The organism is Nocardiopsis alba DSM 43377 (assembly GCF_000341225.1).
GTDB classification, from domain to species: domain Bacteria; phylum Actinomycetota; class Actinomycetes; order Streptosporangiales; family Streptosporangiaceae; genus Nocardiopsis; species Nocardiopsis alba.
Window position 1 is genome coordinate 100,164 of the sequence record NZ_ANAC01000001.1, and the last position, 14,944, is coordinate 115,107.

15 protein-coding genes are annotated in these 14,944 nt (G+C 69.7%); 4 read left to right on the plus strand and 11 right to left on the minus strand.

Features of this window, described 5'->3' with window-relative positions:
* Positions 1–27 precede the first annotated feature (27 nt).
* From D451_RS0100470 to purS, 4 genes are all read right to left on the minus strand, one after another.
* Positions 28–555, minus strand: a complete 528-nt coding sequence (locus D451_RS0100470; RefSeq protein WP_014913116.1) for a hypothetical protein — start codon at positions 553–555, stop codon at positions 28–30.
* 59 nt (positions 556–614) lie between these two features.
* On the minus strand, positions 615–1,310 hold the full coding sequence (gene purQ / locus D451_RS0100475; RefSeq protein ID WP_014913193.1) for a phosphoribosylformylglycinamidine synthase subunit PurQ: 696 nt from the start codon (positions 1,308–1,310) through the stop codon (positions 615–617).
* Between the two features lie 286 nt (positions 1,311–1,596).
* Complete coding sequence (locus D451_RS0100480) at positions 1,597–2,082, minus strand: ATP-binding protein (RefSeq protein WP_017533028.1); 486 nt, start codon at positions 2,080–2,082, stop codon at positions 1,597–1,599.
* A 237-nt stretch (positions 2,083–2,319) separates the two neighbouring features.
* On the minus strand, positions 2,320–2,562 hold the full coding sequence (purS, locus tag D451_RS0100485; protein ID WP_014910038.1) for a phosphoribosylformylglycinamidine synthase subunit PurS: 243 nt from the start codon (positions 2,560–2,562) through the stop codon (positions 2,320–2,322).
* A gap of 276 nt (positions 2,563–2,838) precedes the next feature.
* Between purS and D451_RS0100495 the strand changes: the two genes are divergently transcribed.
* On the plus strand, positions 2,839–3,474 hold the full coding sequence (locus D451_RS0100495) for a sigma-70 family RNA polymerase sigma factor (RefSeq protein WP_017533029.1): 636 nt from the start codon (positions 2,839–2,841) through the stop codon (positions 3,472–3,474).
* Positions 3,475–3,726: 252 nt separating this feature from the next.
* On the opposite strand, the gene D451_RS0100500 is transcribed toward D451_RS0100495, so the two are convergent.
* The 3 genes from D451_RS0100500 to D451_RS0100510 all read right to left on the minus strand — a co-directional run bounded on the left by D451_RS0100500 (position 3,727) and on the right by D451_RS0100510 (position 5,596).
* Entirely contained in the window at positions 3,727–4,794 is a 1,068-nt protein-coding gene (locus tag D451_RS0100500; RefSeq protein WP_017533030.1) for a CPBP family intramembrane glutamic endopeptidase, read from the minus strand.
* Positions 4,795–4,919: 125 nt separating this feature from the next.
* Positions 4,920–5,306 carry a VOC family protein gene (locus D451_RS0100505; RefSeq protein ID WP_017533031.1) on the minus strand — a complete coding sequence of 129 codons (387 nt, stop codon included), beginning with the start codon at positions 5,304–5,306 and terminating at the stop codon, positions 4,920–4,922.
* Positions 5,303–5,596, minus strand: a complete 294-nt coding sequence (locus D451_RS0100510; RefSeq protein WP_017533032.1) for an ArsR/SmtB family transcription factor — start codon at positions 5,594–5,596, stop codon at positions 5,303–5,305. Before D451_RS0100510 ends, D451_RS0100505 begins: the two co-directional genes overlap by 4 nt.
* A 468-nt stretch (positions 5,597–6,064) precedes the next feature.
* Between D451_RS0100510 and pdhA the strand changes: the two genes are divergently transcribed.
* Genes pdhA through D451_RS0100525 form a run of 3 tightly spaced genes read left to right on the plus strand, consistent with a single transcriptional unit; the run spans position 6,065 to position 9,581 of the window.
* Positions 6,065–7,180 (plus strand): pyruvate dehydrogenase (acetyl-transferring) E1 component subunit alpha, encoded by a 1,116-nt coding sequence (gene pdhA, locus D451_RS0100515; RefSeq protein ID WP_017533033.1) that lies wholly within the window; start codon positions 6,065–6,067, stop codon positions 7,178–7,180.
* 3 nt (positions 7,181–7,183) lie between these two features.
* Positions 7,184–8,164: an alpha-ketoacid dehydrogenase subunit beta gene (locus D451_RS0100520; protein ID WP_014909586.1), complete on the plus strand. Its 981-nt coding sequence runs from the start codon at positions 7,184–7,186 to the stop codon at positions 8,162–8,164.
* A gap of 19 nt (positions 8,165–8,183) precedes the next feature.
* Positions 8,184–9,581 carry a dihydrolipoamide acetyltransferase family protein gene (locus tag D451_RS0100525; RefSeq protein ID WP_017533034.1) on the plus strand — a complete coding sequence of 466 codons (1,398 nt, stop codon included), beginning with the start codon at positions 8,184–8,186 and terminating at the stop codon, positions 9,579–9,581.
* Positions 9,582–9,793: 212 nt separating this feature from the next.
* On the opposite strand, the gene D451_RS0100530 is transcribed toward D451_RS0100525, so the two are convergent.
* From D451_RS0100530 to D451_RS0100545, 4 genes are all read right to left on the minus strand, one after another.
* Positions 9,794–10,726: an AEC family transporter gene (locus D451_RS0100530; RefSeq protein ID WP_017533035.1), complete on the minus strand. Its 933-nt coding sequence runs from the start codon at positions 10,724–10,726 to the stop codon at positions 9,794–9,796.
* A gap of 77 nt (positions 10,727–10,803) precedes the next feature.
* The gene (locus D451_RS0100535; RefSeq protein WP_017533036.1) at positions 10,804–11,247 is read right to left on the minus strand and encodes a GerW family sporulation protein; all 444 of its coding nucleotides are present in this window, start codon (positions 11,245–11,247) and stop codon (positions 10,804–10,806) included.
* 110 nt (positions 11,248–11,357) lie between these two features.
* On the minus strand, positions 11,358–12,473 hold the full coding sequence (locus D451_RS0100540) for a hypothetical protein (RefSeq protein WP_017533037.1): 1,116 nt from the start codon (positions 12,471–12,473) through the stop codon (positions 11,358–11,360).
* 124 nt (positions 12,474–12,597) lie between these two features.
* Positions 12,598–14,934, minus strand: coding sequence for a serine/threonine protein kinase (locus tag D451_RS0100545; RefSeq protein WP_026124710.1), 2,337 nt, complete (start codon positions 14,932–14,934; stop codon positions 12,598–12,600).
* Positions 14,935–14,944 lie beyond the last annotated feature (10 nt).

A 14,944-nucleotide genomic window follows, 5' to 3' on the forward strand; every position in this document is an offset into this window, starting at 1 on the left:
TGGCCGTGTCCGCCGCCCGGTGTCGGATCAGTAGGCGGGCATGCCCGCGTTGCCCAGCATGAGGACCGGCACTGCGCCGGCGGCCGGGGCGGAGGAGTCGGCGACCAGGGTCTCGCCGTCGGTGAGGACGGAGTCGGCGAGTGCGATGTCCTCCGAGGATTCGGCGTTTTCGGGGAGCTCTTGGCGCCAGCCGTTGCCGAGCAGGTGCTCGTACACCGTCTCGACGGCCTCGTTCGCGTCGACGTCGAGCTCTTCGCCCTCCTCGCCGGCGATGAGGATCAGGCGGAAGCACTGGCCCTGGGCGCAGTGCGCCTCATCCTGGTCCACGTAGGTGAAACCGGACGGGGGGCTGCCGAGGGCACCGACCTCCGGCGGCGGTTCGGGCTGTTCGCCCTGCGCCTGGGGCGGGGGCTGTTGCCCCTGCGCCCCGGGCGTGGCCACGGGTGCCGAGTTGAACGACTGGAAGAGGCCGATGGCCCCGGAGACCACGAGGCCGATCACGACCAGTCCCACCAGGACGTACATGGTCTTCCGGGAGCGCAGCAGCGCCATCATCGCGAGTCGTCCCCCTGTCGGGTGAGGTCGGTTCGGCGGTCGCGCCGATCCGGTGTGCGTCAGGCGTGGGCCGGGGTTCCGGCCGCCAGGTGTCCGAGGATCGAGGTGAAGAAGCCCAGCCCGTCGGTGGAGGGGCCGGTGAGCGCCTCGACGGCGTGCTCGGGGTGGGGCATGAGCCCGACGATGTTGCCGTGCTCGTTGGTCACCCCGGCGATGTCGCGGCGGGAGCCGTTGGGGTTGGAGCCGACGTAGCGGGCGATGACCCGGCCTTCGCCCTCCAACCGGTCGAGGGTCTCCTCGTCGGCGACATAGCCGCCCTCGCCGCTCTTGAGGACGACCAGGATCTCCTGCCCCTCGTCGTAGGAGCTCGTCCAGGCGGTGTTCGTGTTCTCCATCCGCAGGACCTGGTCGCGGTTGACGAACCGCAGGGAGGAGTTGCGGGTGAGGGCACCGGGCAGCAGGTGACTCTCGCACAGGATCTGGAAGCCGTTGCAGATGCCCAGAACCGGGAGGGCGCCCGAACGCGCCGCCGGGATCAGTTCGGACATCAGCGGGGCGAACCGCGCGATGGCTCCACAGCGCAGGTAGTCGCCGTAGGAGAACCCACCGGGCAGGACCACGGCGTCGACCCCCTTGAGGTCGGCGTCCGCGTGCCAGAGGGAGACGGGCTCGGCACCCGCCAGGGACACCGCGCGGGCGGCGTCCTTGTCGTCAAGGGTGCCTGGGAAGGTGACGACGCCCACACGGGCTGTCATGAGCACACTCCGGGGTTGTTGTTCGACGGGGAGGGGTCGGTGCCTGGCCCCGTCACGGGAACGGAGCGTCCGCTACCCCCGCAGCGTACCCGCTCACCTGTACTCGGGTACGACCGTCACCCCTTTCCGGGGCGGTGCTCCTGTGCGATCCTCCCAAGGAACCCCCTTCTGGGAGGGGTGGAGGTGTACGACCGGACAGGTCCGTGGGATGCGTCACGGCGCCCGGAGGGCGGGGTACCGCGCCCCGTGTGGACGGTCCACGGGGCGCGGGGCCGGTGCGGGGGCGTCAGGACAGGGCGAGTTGTCCGGACGAGGATCGGTGGTCCCGCGGTGGTGCCCCGTTCGCGGCCGGGTCGCACGCGGTGAGGCGTTTGCGCAGGACGACGGTGGTGTGCGGTTCTCCGTGGAAGGCGACCTCGTCCATGAGGTACCGCATCAGCAAGATGCCCCTGCCCGATTCCGATTCCAGACCCGGGAGGGGCGTGCGGTCCGAGGTGAACCTCGCGGCGAGCGCGCCGGGGTTCGGCGCTCTTCCGGTATGGGAGATCCGGAGTCCGCACCAGCCGGGGGCGAACTCGGCCCCGACCTCGTAGTCGGCGGCGGGGTCGCCGTGCTCGACCGCGTTCGCACAGGCTTCGGAAGCGGAGAGCAGGATGTCGTCCACGCAGGCCCGGCACATCCCCATCCTGTCCAGGAGGGCGCCGAGCACGTCGCGTACGACGGCGACCGTGTACGCCTCTCGGGGGAGGGAGATCGAGAAAACGGTGTCCATCCGTGTACCTCTCGTGCTCCGTGTCGGTGACCATCTCGGCACGTTAGGGAGCCTTCCCGAGGTCGCTCCGGGTAAAACGAACAGCCGCGCCCTCGGGGGACGCGGCCGAACAAGCCGGACACTTCCGGCACGTGGGACCAACGGTGTGTCCGTTCCCGCCGTCCGATTACCCGTCGAAGGGCGGTCCCCGCCGGTGAGGGCGGGGAAGACCGGGGCCGTTGGGGAGGTCGAGACCGATCAGGCGGGACGGACCTCGAAGTCCTCGATGACGGTGTTGGCGAGCAGGGTCTCGGCCAGACGACGGACGTCGGCGAGCTTGGCCTCGTCCACCTCGCCCTCGACCTCGACCTCGAAGCGCTTGCCCTGGCGGACCTGTTCGACCCCCTCGAAGCCGAGTCGGGAGCAGGCCCCGGCGATGGCCTGGCCCTGAGGGTCCAGGATCTCGGGCTTGAGCATGACGTCAACCACGACGCGGGCCACAGGTCCTCCACAGGAAAAACGGGTATGCCACTGGATCCACCGTCCGAAGGGCGCCTCGTCGGGACGCGCCTGGTGGCGACGTCAGCGTATGACACCGGAGGACGGTGTCGCGTTCCGGCCAGTCGCCACGCGGGACTTTTACCGCACACTTACGGGTATCGGGGACGGTTTCGGTACGTTCGTGACCCGTATCACGGACATTGATGTCATCATTGGGAAGGTGAAGCTGCGTCTAACAAGGTGGAAGTGATCGTTCGGTCGTCCCTAGGGGGAAACTTGACGACTCTCGAGAAAGATCAGACCTCCACGGCCGGTGGAGCCCGCGACGAGGGCCAGACACTGGACTTCGCCACCGCGGTCACGCCGTTCGCAGACCAGCTCTACCCGACGGCTCTGCGTATGACGCGCAATCCGGCCGACGCCGAGGACCTCGTGCAGGAGACCTTCACGAAGGCCTTCGCCAATTTCCATCAGTTCCGGGCCGGCACCAACCTGAGGGCCTGGCTTTACCGGATCCTGACCAATACCTTCATCAACGGCTACCGCAAGAAGCAGCGGGAGCCCCGTCAGGAGACCACCGACGAGATCAAGGACTGGCAGCTCGCCGCCGCCGAGGCGCACACCTCCTCGGGAATGCGGTCGGCCGAGACCGAGGTCCTGGACCACCTGCCCGATTCCGACATCAAGCAGGCCCTGGCCCGTCTTCCGGAGGAGTTCCAGGAGGTCATCTACCTCGTGGACATCGAGGGCTATGCCTACAAGGAGGTGGCCGCGCGCATGGGGACCCCGCTGGGCACGGTCATGTCCCGCCTGCACCGCGCCCGCCGTCAACTGCGCGAGATGCTCGCCGACTACGGGCGTGAGCGCGGTATGAGGGTGCCCGCTCCGAAGGCGCGTACAGCGGCCGAGTGAACGGCCGTTCCGGGCCCGAGGAGAGGGTGGACGAGGGCCCGGGAAGAAGGCCTGGACGAACGCCTTCGCGGCGTTCGGAAAAGGCCGTGACCCCTCTTTCTCCGGACGTTTCCCGGACCGACCGGGAACGACCCCCGAAGAGGCGACGACGAACACGCCTCCGCCGTTATCCGAACCTCCGGATACGGCGGCGGAGGGCGGCCGTCCCCGCGAATGCGTGCGCCCCCTCCGCCTTTTCCCCGAAACGACCCGTCACCGTTCTCGCGGGGCCTCGTGCGTCTCCCTTTCCGAAGGTGTGAGCGCGGGTCCCGTTTCCCGTGTGCGCGCCCACACCACGATGGTGATCAGGATCAGAAGGACGCAGGGCACGAGCATGATCGCCGAGCCGGCTCCCACCGAGCGGTCCATCCCCTCGACGAGGTCGCTGCGGGTGACGAGCGTCAGCAGGAAGGCGATCGTGTTGTTGACCGCGTGGACGACCACCGCCACCTCCAGACCTCCGGTCCGCCACGTGATCAGGGCCAGGGTCACGCCGAAGGTGAGGTAGTAGAGGTTGAGCCACGGATCCAGGGCGAAGTGCGCGAGCATGAACAACAGACCGGAGACAGCGACACCGAGGAGGAGCGCGGCGCGCGGGCCCTTGCCCCAGCTCGCGGCGACCCGGAAGGCGAGACCGCGGAAGCCGTACTCCTCACCGGCCGACTGCAACGGTGTGAGCAGGAGGACGATGCCGAACATCAGGACGAGGTCCGAGGGCCGCCACACCCCCTCCGGCATCGGGGTGAACATCGAGAAGACGGTCATGTAGACCGCCCAGATGGGCAGGATCACCAGGAACGCCCGGCCGAAGACCGCCGGCCTGAAGACCGACAGCACCGAGTGCAGCGAGGCCCCCTTCACCCCGTAGAGCCATCGCTGGATCAGCATGCTCCAGGGCACCAGCAGGGCGAGCCCGATCAGGGCCGACGCCTGGGTGGCCGGGGTGAACTCGTCGCCGCCGAGGAGCACGCTGGGGCGGCCGAGCGCCATGTCGACGAGCGATCCGAGGATCGTGAACCCGAACGAGAAGGCGAGCATTCCACCGAAGAGCAGGACGAGCGCGGCGATACCCCGCCAGATCCGGCGCCGGTCGTCGGCGAGGACCCGGTGGTACTCCACTCCCGGCGGGACGGGGCGAGGGCCCCGTCGTCTCGGGGCCGGAGCGGCGGCCCCGACGGGGGCCGAGGGCGCGTGGCCCGTCGGGTCGATCCCCGTCGGGGGGAGGCCTTCGGCCGGTTCCGGTGAAGGTGTCGGGGTGCTGCGGTCTTCTTCGCGGTCCATGTCTCGAATCTAGATTTCCGAGGACCACCGCGAGTAGTGGCGCGCGTAACCGGTCGTCTCCGTGTTCCTCATCGGACCGGTGATGACGGATGTCATGCGCCGATCCGAGCCGACACCTCGACCGGTCAGGCCACTCGCATGATCTGGATGAGGTTGCCGCAGGTGTCGTCCAGGACGGCCGTGGTGACCGAGCCCGCGTCGATCGGCGGCTGGGTGAACCGCACCCCGTGAGCGCGCAGGCGTTCGTACTCGGCGTGCACGTCGTCGACGGAGAAGGCGGCGGCGGGGATCCCGTCCGCGACCAGGGCCTCCTTGTACGGACCCACGGCCGGGTGGCCGGAGGGCTCCAGCAGCAGTTCGGGCCCCTCGGGGGCCTCGGGCGAGACCACGGTCAGCCACCGGGCGTCCCCCACGGGGACGTCGTTCTTCTTCTCGAAGCCCAGCACGTCGGTGTAGAAGTCCAGCGCCTTGGCCTGGTCGTCGACGAAGACGCTGGTCAGGTCGATCCTCATGTGTCGTTCTCCCGTGTACGGGGACCGGTCCACCGTTCGACGAGGTGTCGCAACGGCTCGGGGTCCAGGTCGTGGAATCGGTAGCGTCCCTCTCGCCGGATCTCGACCAGCCCGGCCTTCTCCAGCACCGCGAGGTGCTGCGAGACGGCCTGGCGGGACATGGTGAGCCCGTGTCTCATGTTCAGGCGCGAGCAGATCTCGAACAGGGTCTGTCCGGACCGCTCGGTGAGCTCGTCGAGGATGCTCCGGCGTGTGGGATCGGCGAGGGCCTTGAAGATCTCGTCGTCCACGTCGCCACTATAGGCAAGTTTTCACTTGCCTATCAAGCTCTGATCTGCCCGTTCTCGGTAAAGATCGTGCACATGCGAGTGGGATCCGGCCCTTCGAGGAGGTTCCCGTCCGGAACGGCGGATGCGTCGGGATCGGGGGAGGCTCGAGGTCCTCTCACCCCGAATCCCGGAGGTCCGAGGGTGTTCACGTGGTAGAGCTGGGGCAGGGCGCGGCCACGTTGTCACAAAGTTGTTGGAAGTCCTTGTAAATGCTAGGAAGCCCTGATAATCGGCCTGGCCGGCGATGAGAGAACATGGCTCGCGCAGCGTAAAAGGTGTCGCTGGGGGCTTGCGCTCTCCATAGTGAGTTCTGTCACGATATGGGGAGGACTGTCCGCGCCCATCCGACACCCCGGGTGCGCGTGGACCGTTAAACGGTCGATCAGCGTTCACCCACGCGAAGTCGGCCCCGAGAACCCGAGGAGCGACGTGTCGGACACCGCCGCGCACGAGGAACCGGAGCTCATCCAGCTCCTGACACCGGAAGGGGAGCTCAAGGAGCACCCCGACTACCCCCTGGACATCAGCGCGGAGGAGATCCGCGCCCTCTACCGTGACCTGGTGCTGGTCCGCAGGGTCGACAGCGAGGCCGTCTCCCTCCAGCGTCAGGGCGAGCTGGGCCTGTGGGCCTCGCTTCTGGGCCAGGAGGCCGCGCAGATCGGCTCCGGCCGCGCTCTACGTGACAAGGACATGGCCTTCCCCTCCTACCGTGAACACGGCGTCGCCTGGTGCCGCGGGATCGAGCCCAAGGAACTCCTCGGCATGTTCCGCGGGGTCACCAACGGCGGTTGGGACCCGCACGAGCAGGGCTTCCACCTGTACACGATCGTCATCGGCAGCCAGACGCTGCACGCCACCGGCTACGCCATGGGCGTCCAGCGCGACGGCGCCGTCGGCGAGGACGGCACCGCCGTCATCTCCTACTTCGGCGACGGGGCCACCAGCCAGGGCGACACCAACGAGGCGTTCAACTTCGCCTCGGTGAACAACGCTCCGGTGGTCTTCTTCTGCCAGAACAACCAGTGGGCCATCTCCGAGCCCCTGGAGCGCCAGGCCCGCGTGCCGATCTACCGACGCGCCGCCGGCTTCGGCTTCCCCGGCGTACGCGTGGACGGCAACGACGTCCTCGCCTGCCTCGCGGTCACCCGCGCCGCGCTGGACAACGCCCGCAGCGGCAACGGCCCCACCCTGGTGGAGGCGTTCACCTACCGGATGGGCGCGCACACCACCAACGACGACCCCACGCGCTACCGGGACGCGGCCGAACTCGACGAGTGGAAGGCCAAGGACCCGATCCTGCGGGTGCGCCGCTACCTCGAACTCAACGGTCTGGCCGACGAGGCCTTCTTCACGGCGATCGACGAGGAGGCCGACAAGGTCGGTGAGCGGGTCCGCACCGAGTGCCGCTCGATGCCCGACCCCGAGCCTCTGGACATCTTCCACGAGGTCTACGCCGAACCCAACGTCCACATCGACCGACAGCGGTCCGAGTTCGCCGACTACCTGGCCTCCTTCGAGGACGCCGGCGCGGAAGGGGGCCGCTAGGCCATGGGAACCAACCTCACGATCGGCAAGGCCATCAACGCCGGCCTGCGCGCCGCCATGGAGCACGACCCCAAGGTCCTGGTCATGGGCGAGGACGTCGGACGGCTCGGCGGTGTCTTCCGGGTCACCGACGGCCTGCACAAGGACTTCGGCGCGGACCGCGTCATCGACACCCCGCTGGCCGAATCCGGCATCGTCGGCACCGCCATCGGCATGGCGCTGCGCGGCTACCGCCCCGTGGTGGAGATCCAGTTCGACGGTTTCTTCTTCCCGGCCGCCAACCAGACCTTCACCCAGCTGGCCAAGATGCGTCGCCGCTCGGCGGGCAAGCTGAGCATGCCCCTCGTCATGCGCATCCCCTACGGCGGCGGCATCGGCGCGGTCGAGCACCACAGCGAGTCGCCCGAGGCGTACTTCCAGCACACCGCCGGTCTGCGCGTGGTCAGCGTCGCCAACCCCGAGGACGCCTACTGGATGATCCAGCAGGCCATCCGGTCCGACGACCCGGTCATCTTCCTGGAGCCCAAGCGGCGCTACTACGAGAAGGCCGAGGTCGACACCGAGGCCTCCCTCCAGGAGGTCACCCCCCTGAACTCGGCCCGGATCGCGCGTTCCGGCACCGACTGCACGCTGCTGGCCTACGGGCCGATGGTCAAGACCGCCCTCCAGGCGGCCGAGGCCGACACCGACCACTCCATCGAGGTCATCGACGTGCGCTCGCTCTCGCCCGTCGACTACGACACCATCAACGCGTCGGTCAAGCGCACCGGCCGTCTGGTGATCGCCCACGAGGCCACCCTCACCGGAGGACCCGGCGCGGAGATCGCCGCCCGGGTCACCGAGGAGTGCTTCTACCACCTGGAGTCGCCGGTCATCCGCGTGGCCGCGTTCGACACCCCCTACCCGCAGTCCAGGCTGGAGGAGTACTACCTGCCGGACCTGGACCGCGTCCTTGACGGGGTCGACCGGGCGTTCGCGTACTAGATCGGGGAAACCGCAAGACATGGCGATTCAGAAGAGCACGCCCGCGGTCGACGGCGTGCACGCGTTCAAACTGCCCGACGTCGGCGAAGGGCTGATCGAGGCCGAACTCCTCACCTGGTACGTCAAGCCGGGTGACGAGGTCAAGGACGGTCAGATGATCTGTGAGATCGAGACCGCCAAGGCCGTCGTCGAGCTGCCCTGCCCGTATTCGGGCACCGTCAAGGAGCTGTTCGCCGCCGAAGGCGAGACGGTGGAGGTCGGCACGGTCATCATCACCGTGGACGACGGCACCGGCGGTTCCGGCGGTGGGACCGCCGAGGCCGACACGGGCGCCGAGACCGAGGAACGGGAGAAGCCGCTGGTCGGCTATGGGGAGAAGGCGGCCTCGACGCAGCGCCGTCCTCGTCGCCGACCCGCCGCCACGGCCCCGACCCCGGCGGCGCCCGCGCCCCGACCGGCTCCGGCCCCCACCACGCCGGAACCCGCGGCTCCCGCGGCCCCGGTCCGGAGCGAGGGACGTCCGCTGGCCAAGCCGCCGGTGCGCAAGCTCGCCAAGGACCTGGGGATCGACCTGGCGACGGTCTCGCCCACCGGCAAGGACGGGATCATCACCCGCGACGACGTCCACGCGGCGGTCGAGGCCGTCCGCGCGCCGGAGGCCGCCCCGGAGGCCGCCCCGGCCCCGGAGACCCCGGTCGAGACGGACCGGAGCGCTCGGGAACAGCGGATCCCCATCAAGGGCGTGCGCAAGCACACCGCGGCCGCCATGGTGAACAGCGCGTTCACCGCCCCGCACGTGACCGAGTTCCTCCAGGTGGACGTCACCCGGACGATGAAGGCCGTCGCCCGCCTGCGCGAGCGCCCGGACTTCGCAGACGTCAAGGTGTCGCCGCTGCTCCTGGTGGCCAAGGCGCTGCTCATGGCGATCCGCCGCCACCCGGGGATCAACGCCTCCTGGGACGAGGAGAACCAGGAGATCGTGGTCAAGAACTACGTGAACCTGGGGATCGCGGCGGCCACCGAGCGAGGCCTGGTGGTGCCCAACATCAAGGACGCCGAATCCCAGACCCTGCCGGAACTGGCGGCGTCCCTGAAACGGCTCACCGAGACGGCCCGGGCGGGCAAGACCGGCCCGGCCGACATGTCCGGGGGCACCATCACGATCACCAACGTCGGTGTGTTCGGGGTGGACGCCGGTACCCCGATCATCAACCCGGGCGAGGCGGCCATCCTGGCCTTCGGCCAGATCCGCGACATGCCCTGGGTGCACAAGGGCGAGCTGAAGATCCGCAAGGTGACGACCCTGTCGTTGTCCTTCGACCACCGACTGGTCGACGGCGAGCTGGGGTCCAAGGTGCTGCGTGACATCGGCACCGCGCTGGAGGACCCGGAGCTGACCGCTCTGGCCTGGGGATAGTCTTCCCCAGAGCCACGGACGAGGGGCCGGCACGTCGCGACGTGCCGGCCCCTTCCACGTTGGAAGGGCCCGTCCCCCAAGGGGGTGGGGGCGGGCCCTCGAAGTCGGTATTCCCGCAACCGGACCATGACCAACCTTTGGCCGACGTTTTTATCGACGGATCCCGGAGCCGACCGACGCCGCGTGGGCCCGCCTTCCGTTCAGGGGCCGGATCAGCCGAGCAGGAAGGTGACGGCGAACAGGACCGGGACGGTCAGCAGCGTGGTCAACAGGACCACCTCTCGTGTCAGCACCTCGCCCGTCCGGTACTGGGTGGCGTAGTTGAACACGTTCTGCGCCGTGGGCAGGGCGGCCAGGACCACCACGGAGAACAGGGCGGCGCCCTCCATACCGAACACCAGAGCCCCCAGGACCCAGGCGACCAGCGGCTGGACCACCGACTTCAAGGCGACGGCCAACAGGACCGGGACCTGCTCGGGGCCGCCCTTGCCGGGCATGGCGCTTCCGTGCAGCGAGATCCCGAAGGCCAACAGCATCGCCGGCACCGCCATGCCGCCGACCAGGTCGAAGGGTTCCATCAACGGTTCCGGCGGCACCCACCCCGAAGCCGACACCGCCACCCCGGCCAGGGAGGCGATCACCACCGGGTTGCGCACAGGGGTGCCCAGGGAACGGCGGAACACCGGCCACACCCCGCGCACGTTCCCGTTGTTCAGGTCCAGGACGGTCAACGAGACGGGCGCCAGGACCAACAGCTGGAACAGCAGGATCGGCGCCACCAGGGAGGCGTCGCCGAGCACGTAGGAGGCGATCGGGATACCGAGGTTGCCCGCGTTGACGTAGGAGGAGCCCAGGACGCCCACCGTGGTGCGGCCGACACCCCACCTGCGGATCACGCCCACCACGAGGAAGGCCAGGGCCACGACCACCACGCTCAACACGCTCACCAGGACCGGCGGCGAGAGCAGGATCGACAGGTCCGTCCGCGCCAGGATCGTGAACAACAGAGCCGGGCTGGCCACGTAGAACGCCAGCCGACTGAGGACCTCCCGGGCGCCCGGCCCGAGGAGGGAGAGCCGGCCCAGCATGTACCCGATGGCCACGATGCTGGCGATGACCCCGAAACCGACGATGACCCCGGACAAGAGGCGACCTCCGTACGACCGTGCCTCACGAGCCCGGTAACGCTACAGGAGGCCGTTTCGCGACGGTACGGCCCAGGTCACATCTCCGGTGATCCGCAGCACGATTCCGACTCCCGATGGGCGGATTCCAGGGCTTTGCGCCGACGCGCCTCACGCAGGGAGACCCCGACGATCCGGGCCGCGGTCAGGGCGCCGATCGCCGCCAACGGCAGGACCAGCCTCGTGACCGGCTGCCGGATCGACCGGTAGGCGGCGCCCTCGGGCGAGACCACCAGGAACCCCGAAGGCCGGGCCCGCACCAGGCCGGTACCGCCGGCGCCGTCTCCGTTCGAGACGACGAACCGTCCCGTGCCGCCGCCCATCAGGGTCAGCGCGCTGATCCGCGCCACCGGCACCACGGTGGTCGCGCCGGACGTGACCGGATCACCGAAGACCGTCGTCGCCCTTCCCAGCGCACGGGTGCTCTCGATCAGCCGGTCCAGAGCGGCCATCGTTCCGCGCGGACGGTCCTGCTTCGACATGATCCGGGTCCTCTCCGGGCATGGGCCATGGAATTTCACGCTATAACCGTTTCCCGCGAGCGTGGGGAAAGGAGGACACCGGTGTGTCCGATGGCCGGAAACGGCCCCGATCAGTCCTCGGAGGGATCCGAGGGCTCGGCGCTCGGATCGCCCGGAGGGTTCTGGGCCCAGCGCACGACCAGGGGCCACCCCTCCATGGAGGCGTCCTGATAGAGCGGGAAGACCTCCTCGGCCTCGACCGCGCCCTCCTCCCTCAGGTCCACCCGGAACCAGGCGTTCTCGGTCTGGAGCAGGACCGCGTCACGCTCCTCGGCCGGCGCGTACTGCACGACCGGTCCGGGCTCGTCCTCCAACAGGCGGGTCGCGGTGTAGCCCTGCCCCTCCGTCGACAACAGGTACAGCCCGTCGGGCGCCTCACCGTTGCCGTCGGGACGCAGCAGCGCGTCGCCGCCGCCCCACACCTCGGTGCCGTCGAAGGTCTGCCACTGCTCGCCATTGGTCGTCAGGGTGGCGTTGACGACGGTGCCGTTGGTCGCCCTGACCACCGCCGAACCCTCGCCGCCGGTCAACTGCTGGGTCGGCACGCTGTTACGGATGTGCAGGGACCCATCGGGTGTGAGGGCCCAGTCGCTGGGACGGTTCCCCTCGCCCAACGCCAGACTCCCCTCCTGGTTGGGGGTGCCGTTGGGCGCCTCCAAGGGGACCGACATGACCTGCGGCGGCTGGCCGTCGCCGTTGCCGAGGACGTACCAGAGGCGCTCCCCGTGGATCATCGGCCGTGACACGAGCCCACCCTGAGAGGAGGCGATCGTCTCGACCGGCTGGTAGGAGAACCCCTCCACCTCGTCGTCCTCCGCCTCGTCCGGATCGGTCAGGACCGCCAGGTGCACGGCGTTGGGCTCACGGGTGGCGAAGGCGAAGTACTGCCAGTCCTCCGAGAACTGTCCGTACACGGGCACGTCGGGCGACATCGGGTCCACCGCGCCGTCGGGCAGCTCGATCCGCTGGAGCGGAGCGCCGCTCTCCGGGTCGTGGAAGACCAGGACCTGGTCGGTCTCCGGGTCACCGCCCTCGAACCCTCGATGCAGCAGGGCCAGGCCGACCAGCCCGTCCTCGGTGAGCTCCTCGACCGTGCCGGGGGTGCCGTCCGAGGAGTCGGAGGAGGAATCACACGCGGTCACGGCGAGCAGACACACGGCCGAGGCCAGAGCGAGGGAACGCCGCATGGGGTCGCCTTTCGGGGGAGAGGGGGCTGAGGAACCTGTCCGAGACATGGGATCACCGATGTCATGCGACGGTTCTCCCGGTTCCTCACGTTATCCGGCGGACGTCACCGGAGCGGGGCCGAACTCAGTCTTCGCTGCTCGGAGAGGGTGCGTCCGACGGCTGGGCGTCCTCCTCCTCTTCCTCCTCCGCTTCCTCTTCCTCCGCCTCGGCGGCGGCCTCCTCCTCGGCCCGACGCTCGGCCTCGGCGCGTTCGGCCGCGCGCGAGGTGCACACCTCGTCGGCGGGTGCCGACCCACCCTCGACCGCCACCACGACGAAGCAGTACTCGGCGACCGTGTTCTCGGTGCTCACCTGCGCCGTCACCGCGCCGGGACCGGTTCTGGCCAGGGTCATCAGATCGTGCCCCTGCTGCCCGCCGAGCACGAAGTACGACCCCGTGCCACCGGTGCGGTCGGTCCAGGTGAGGGTGACCCCGCTGAGCGTGTCGTCCAACGCGACGTCGGTGGGCGGATCCACCGACGGGAGCGGCGAGGGCTCGGCCGTGACCGCGGGGGCCTCGGCCTCCTCGCCCTCGGCCCCTTCGGCGGTCTCCGTCTCCTCGTCCTCCGCCGCCGCCGCGACCACAGGTCCGGAAGAGGAGGTCGCCGCGAACGCGCTGGCCACCGAGGTGACCAGGAGGATGCCGCAGACCGTCACCGCGATGTGCAGGTGTTCCCGCCAACGCGGTTGTCTTCCGGAGGCCGGGTCGGGGGCGTCCCAGACGGGGTCCGTCCCCTCCCGCTTCTCCTCCACGACCTCGTCCACCGGCAGCCGGGAGTCCTCGGCGCCACCGGTCCAGCCCTCCAAGCGGGCCCAGGCCACACGCGGGGAGATCTCCTCGCCTCGAAGACGCGCCATCGCGATCTCGGCCGTGGTGTTGGGCGACTCTCGCTCGGGTACGGCCCCGTGCCGCTCACGCTCCTCCGGGGTGGGGAGCGGACGGTTCGGGAAACGGAGACTCGTGGAGGTCTGGAGGCGGGCCGGGGTCTCGGAGCGCAGGCTCCGCTCTTCGGGCTTCGGGGGGTCGGGCGGGAACCAGGATCCGGCTGGCGGCTCCTCGACGGGCGGTGGTGCTGCGGGGCGCTCGGGGGCCTGGAAGGGCCTCTGAGGTCCGCTCGCGGGCTCTTGAGGACGCTCCTGGTGCACGGGCTCCGCCGGGCCCCGGTGCTCTCCGAAGGACGGAGCCTCGGGGCCGCCGAAGGCCGGGTTCGGACCGGAGAACGGGGCGTGCCCACCGGTGGCGGACGCACCGGTTCCCGGGCCGAAGGAGGCGTTCCCTCCGGTGATCGGGGCGTTCGGCCCGGTCGACCCGGACAGGGACGGATGGGGCCCGGAGAAGGCCGCGTGGCCTCCGGTGGCGCCACCCTGCGGACCATGTCCTCCGGTCGGATGGTTCAGAGAGGCGTTCGGGCCGGAGAGGGGAGGGTTGGGTCCGGAGAACGCCGTGTTCGGACCGGACAGGGGGGTGTTCGGTCCCGAGAGCGTCGCGTTCGGTCCCGACAGGGGAGGGTGGCCACCGGACGGATCCCGCACGGGCTCGTTCGGGCCCGACAGAGGGACGTTCCCTCCGGTGACCGGGGTGTTCGACCCGGACATGGTGGTGGCCGGTCGCGAGGTGCGGGCCTGCTCGAAGGCGGCGCTGAACTCCGCCGCGTTCGCGTAACGTTCCTCCGGACGCTTGGCCAGCGCACGGGTCAGGACCCCGCGCAGCTTCCGCGAGACGTCCTGGCGACCGATCGGACGAGGTGCCTCGCCCAACACCCGGTTCGCGTAGGCGTGCGGATCGAAGGGTCCGCCGTCGGTGGACGAGAAGGGCGGCTGCCCCGTCAACATCGTCCAGATCGTCGAGGCGAGCTGATAGACGTCGGACGCCGGCGTCCGTGCCTCGCCCCGCAGAGCCTCCGGGGACGAGTGCAGGAACACCTCCTCCGAGGCCTCCGGCGGCGAGAAGGCCTGCCCCACGGGCATCACGAAACCGAACCCGGTCAGCACCGGGGTCCGACCGGCCCGCAGGACGTTGCCCGGGGTGACGTCGTTGTGCGTCAACCCTCGGGCGTGCATGGCCCCCAGCGCCACAGAGATGCTCCTGGCGACCGCCGCCGCCTCCTGGATCGGCGCGGGGCCCACCCGGGAGAGCATGTCGGCGAAGGAACCATCGGGGTAGTGGGGCAGGACCACGAACATGTCGCCCGCGGTGGTCGTCCCCGCGTCCAACAGCGGAACGACACCGGAGACCCCGCCGAGCGTGCGCAGACGGTCGAGCTCGTTGCGCCCCGCGTCGGCGGCCAGCACCTTGAGCACGACGTCGGCGCCGCTGGTGGCGCGGGTCGCGCGCACGATCACGGCACGACGTCCCTGCTTCAGGACGTCCGAGGTGTCGTACCCGGGGGCCCAGGAAGGGCCGGGCGCGGAGTCGGACACGAGAGATCGA

What these genes read in the sequence shown, in the direction of transcription:
- D451_RS0100470 (WP_014913116.1), bottom strand. Translation starts at nt 555, where the DNA reads ATGATGGCGCTGCTGCGCTCCCGGAAGACCATGTACGTCCTGGTGGGA.
- purQ (WP_014913193.1), bottom strand. Translation starts at nt 1,310, where the DNA reads ATGACAGCCCGTGTGGGCGTCGTCACCTTCCCAGGCACCCTTGACGAC.
- D451_RS0100480 (WP_017533028.1), bottom strand. Translation starts at nt 2,082, where the DNA reads ATGGACACCGTTTTCTCGATCTCCCTCCCCCGAGAGGCGTACACGGTC.
- D451_RS0100500 (WP_017533030.1), bottom strand. Translation starts at nt 4,794, where the DNA reads ATGGACCGCGAAGAAGACCGCAGCACCCCGACACCTTCACCGGAACCG.
- D451_RS0100505 (WP_017533031.1), bottom strand. Translation starts at nt 5,306, where the DNA reads ATGAGGATCGACCTGACCAGCGTCTTCGTCGACGACCAGGCCAAGGCG.
- D451_RS0100520 (WP_014909586.1), top strand. Translation starts at nt 7,184, where the DNA reads ATGGGAACCAACCTCACGATCGGCAAGGCCATCAACGCCGGCCTGCGC.
- D451_RS0100525 (WP_017533034.1), top strand. Translation starts at nt 8,184, where the DNA reads ATGGCGATTCAGAAGAGCACGCCCGCGGTCGACGGCGTGCACGCGTTC.
- D451_RS0100535 (WP_017533036.1), bottom strand. Translation starts at nt 11,247, where the DNA reads ATGTCGAAGCAGGACCGTCCGCGCGGAACGATGGCCGCTCTGGACCGG.
- D451_RS0100540 (WP_017533037.1), bottom strand. Translation starts at nt 12,473, where the DNA reads ATGCGGCGTTCCCTCGCTCTGGCCTCGGCCGTGTGTCTGCTCGCCGTG.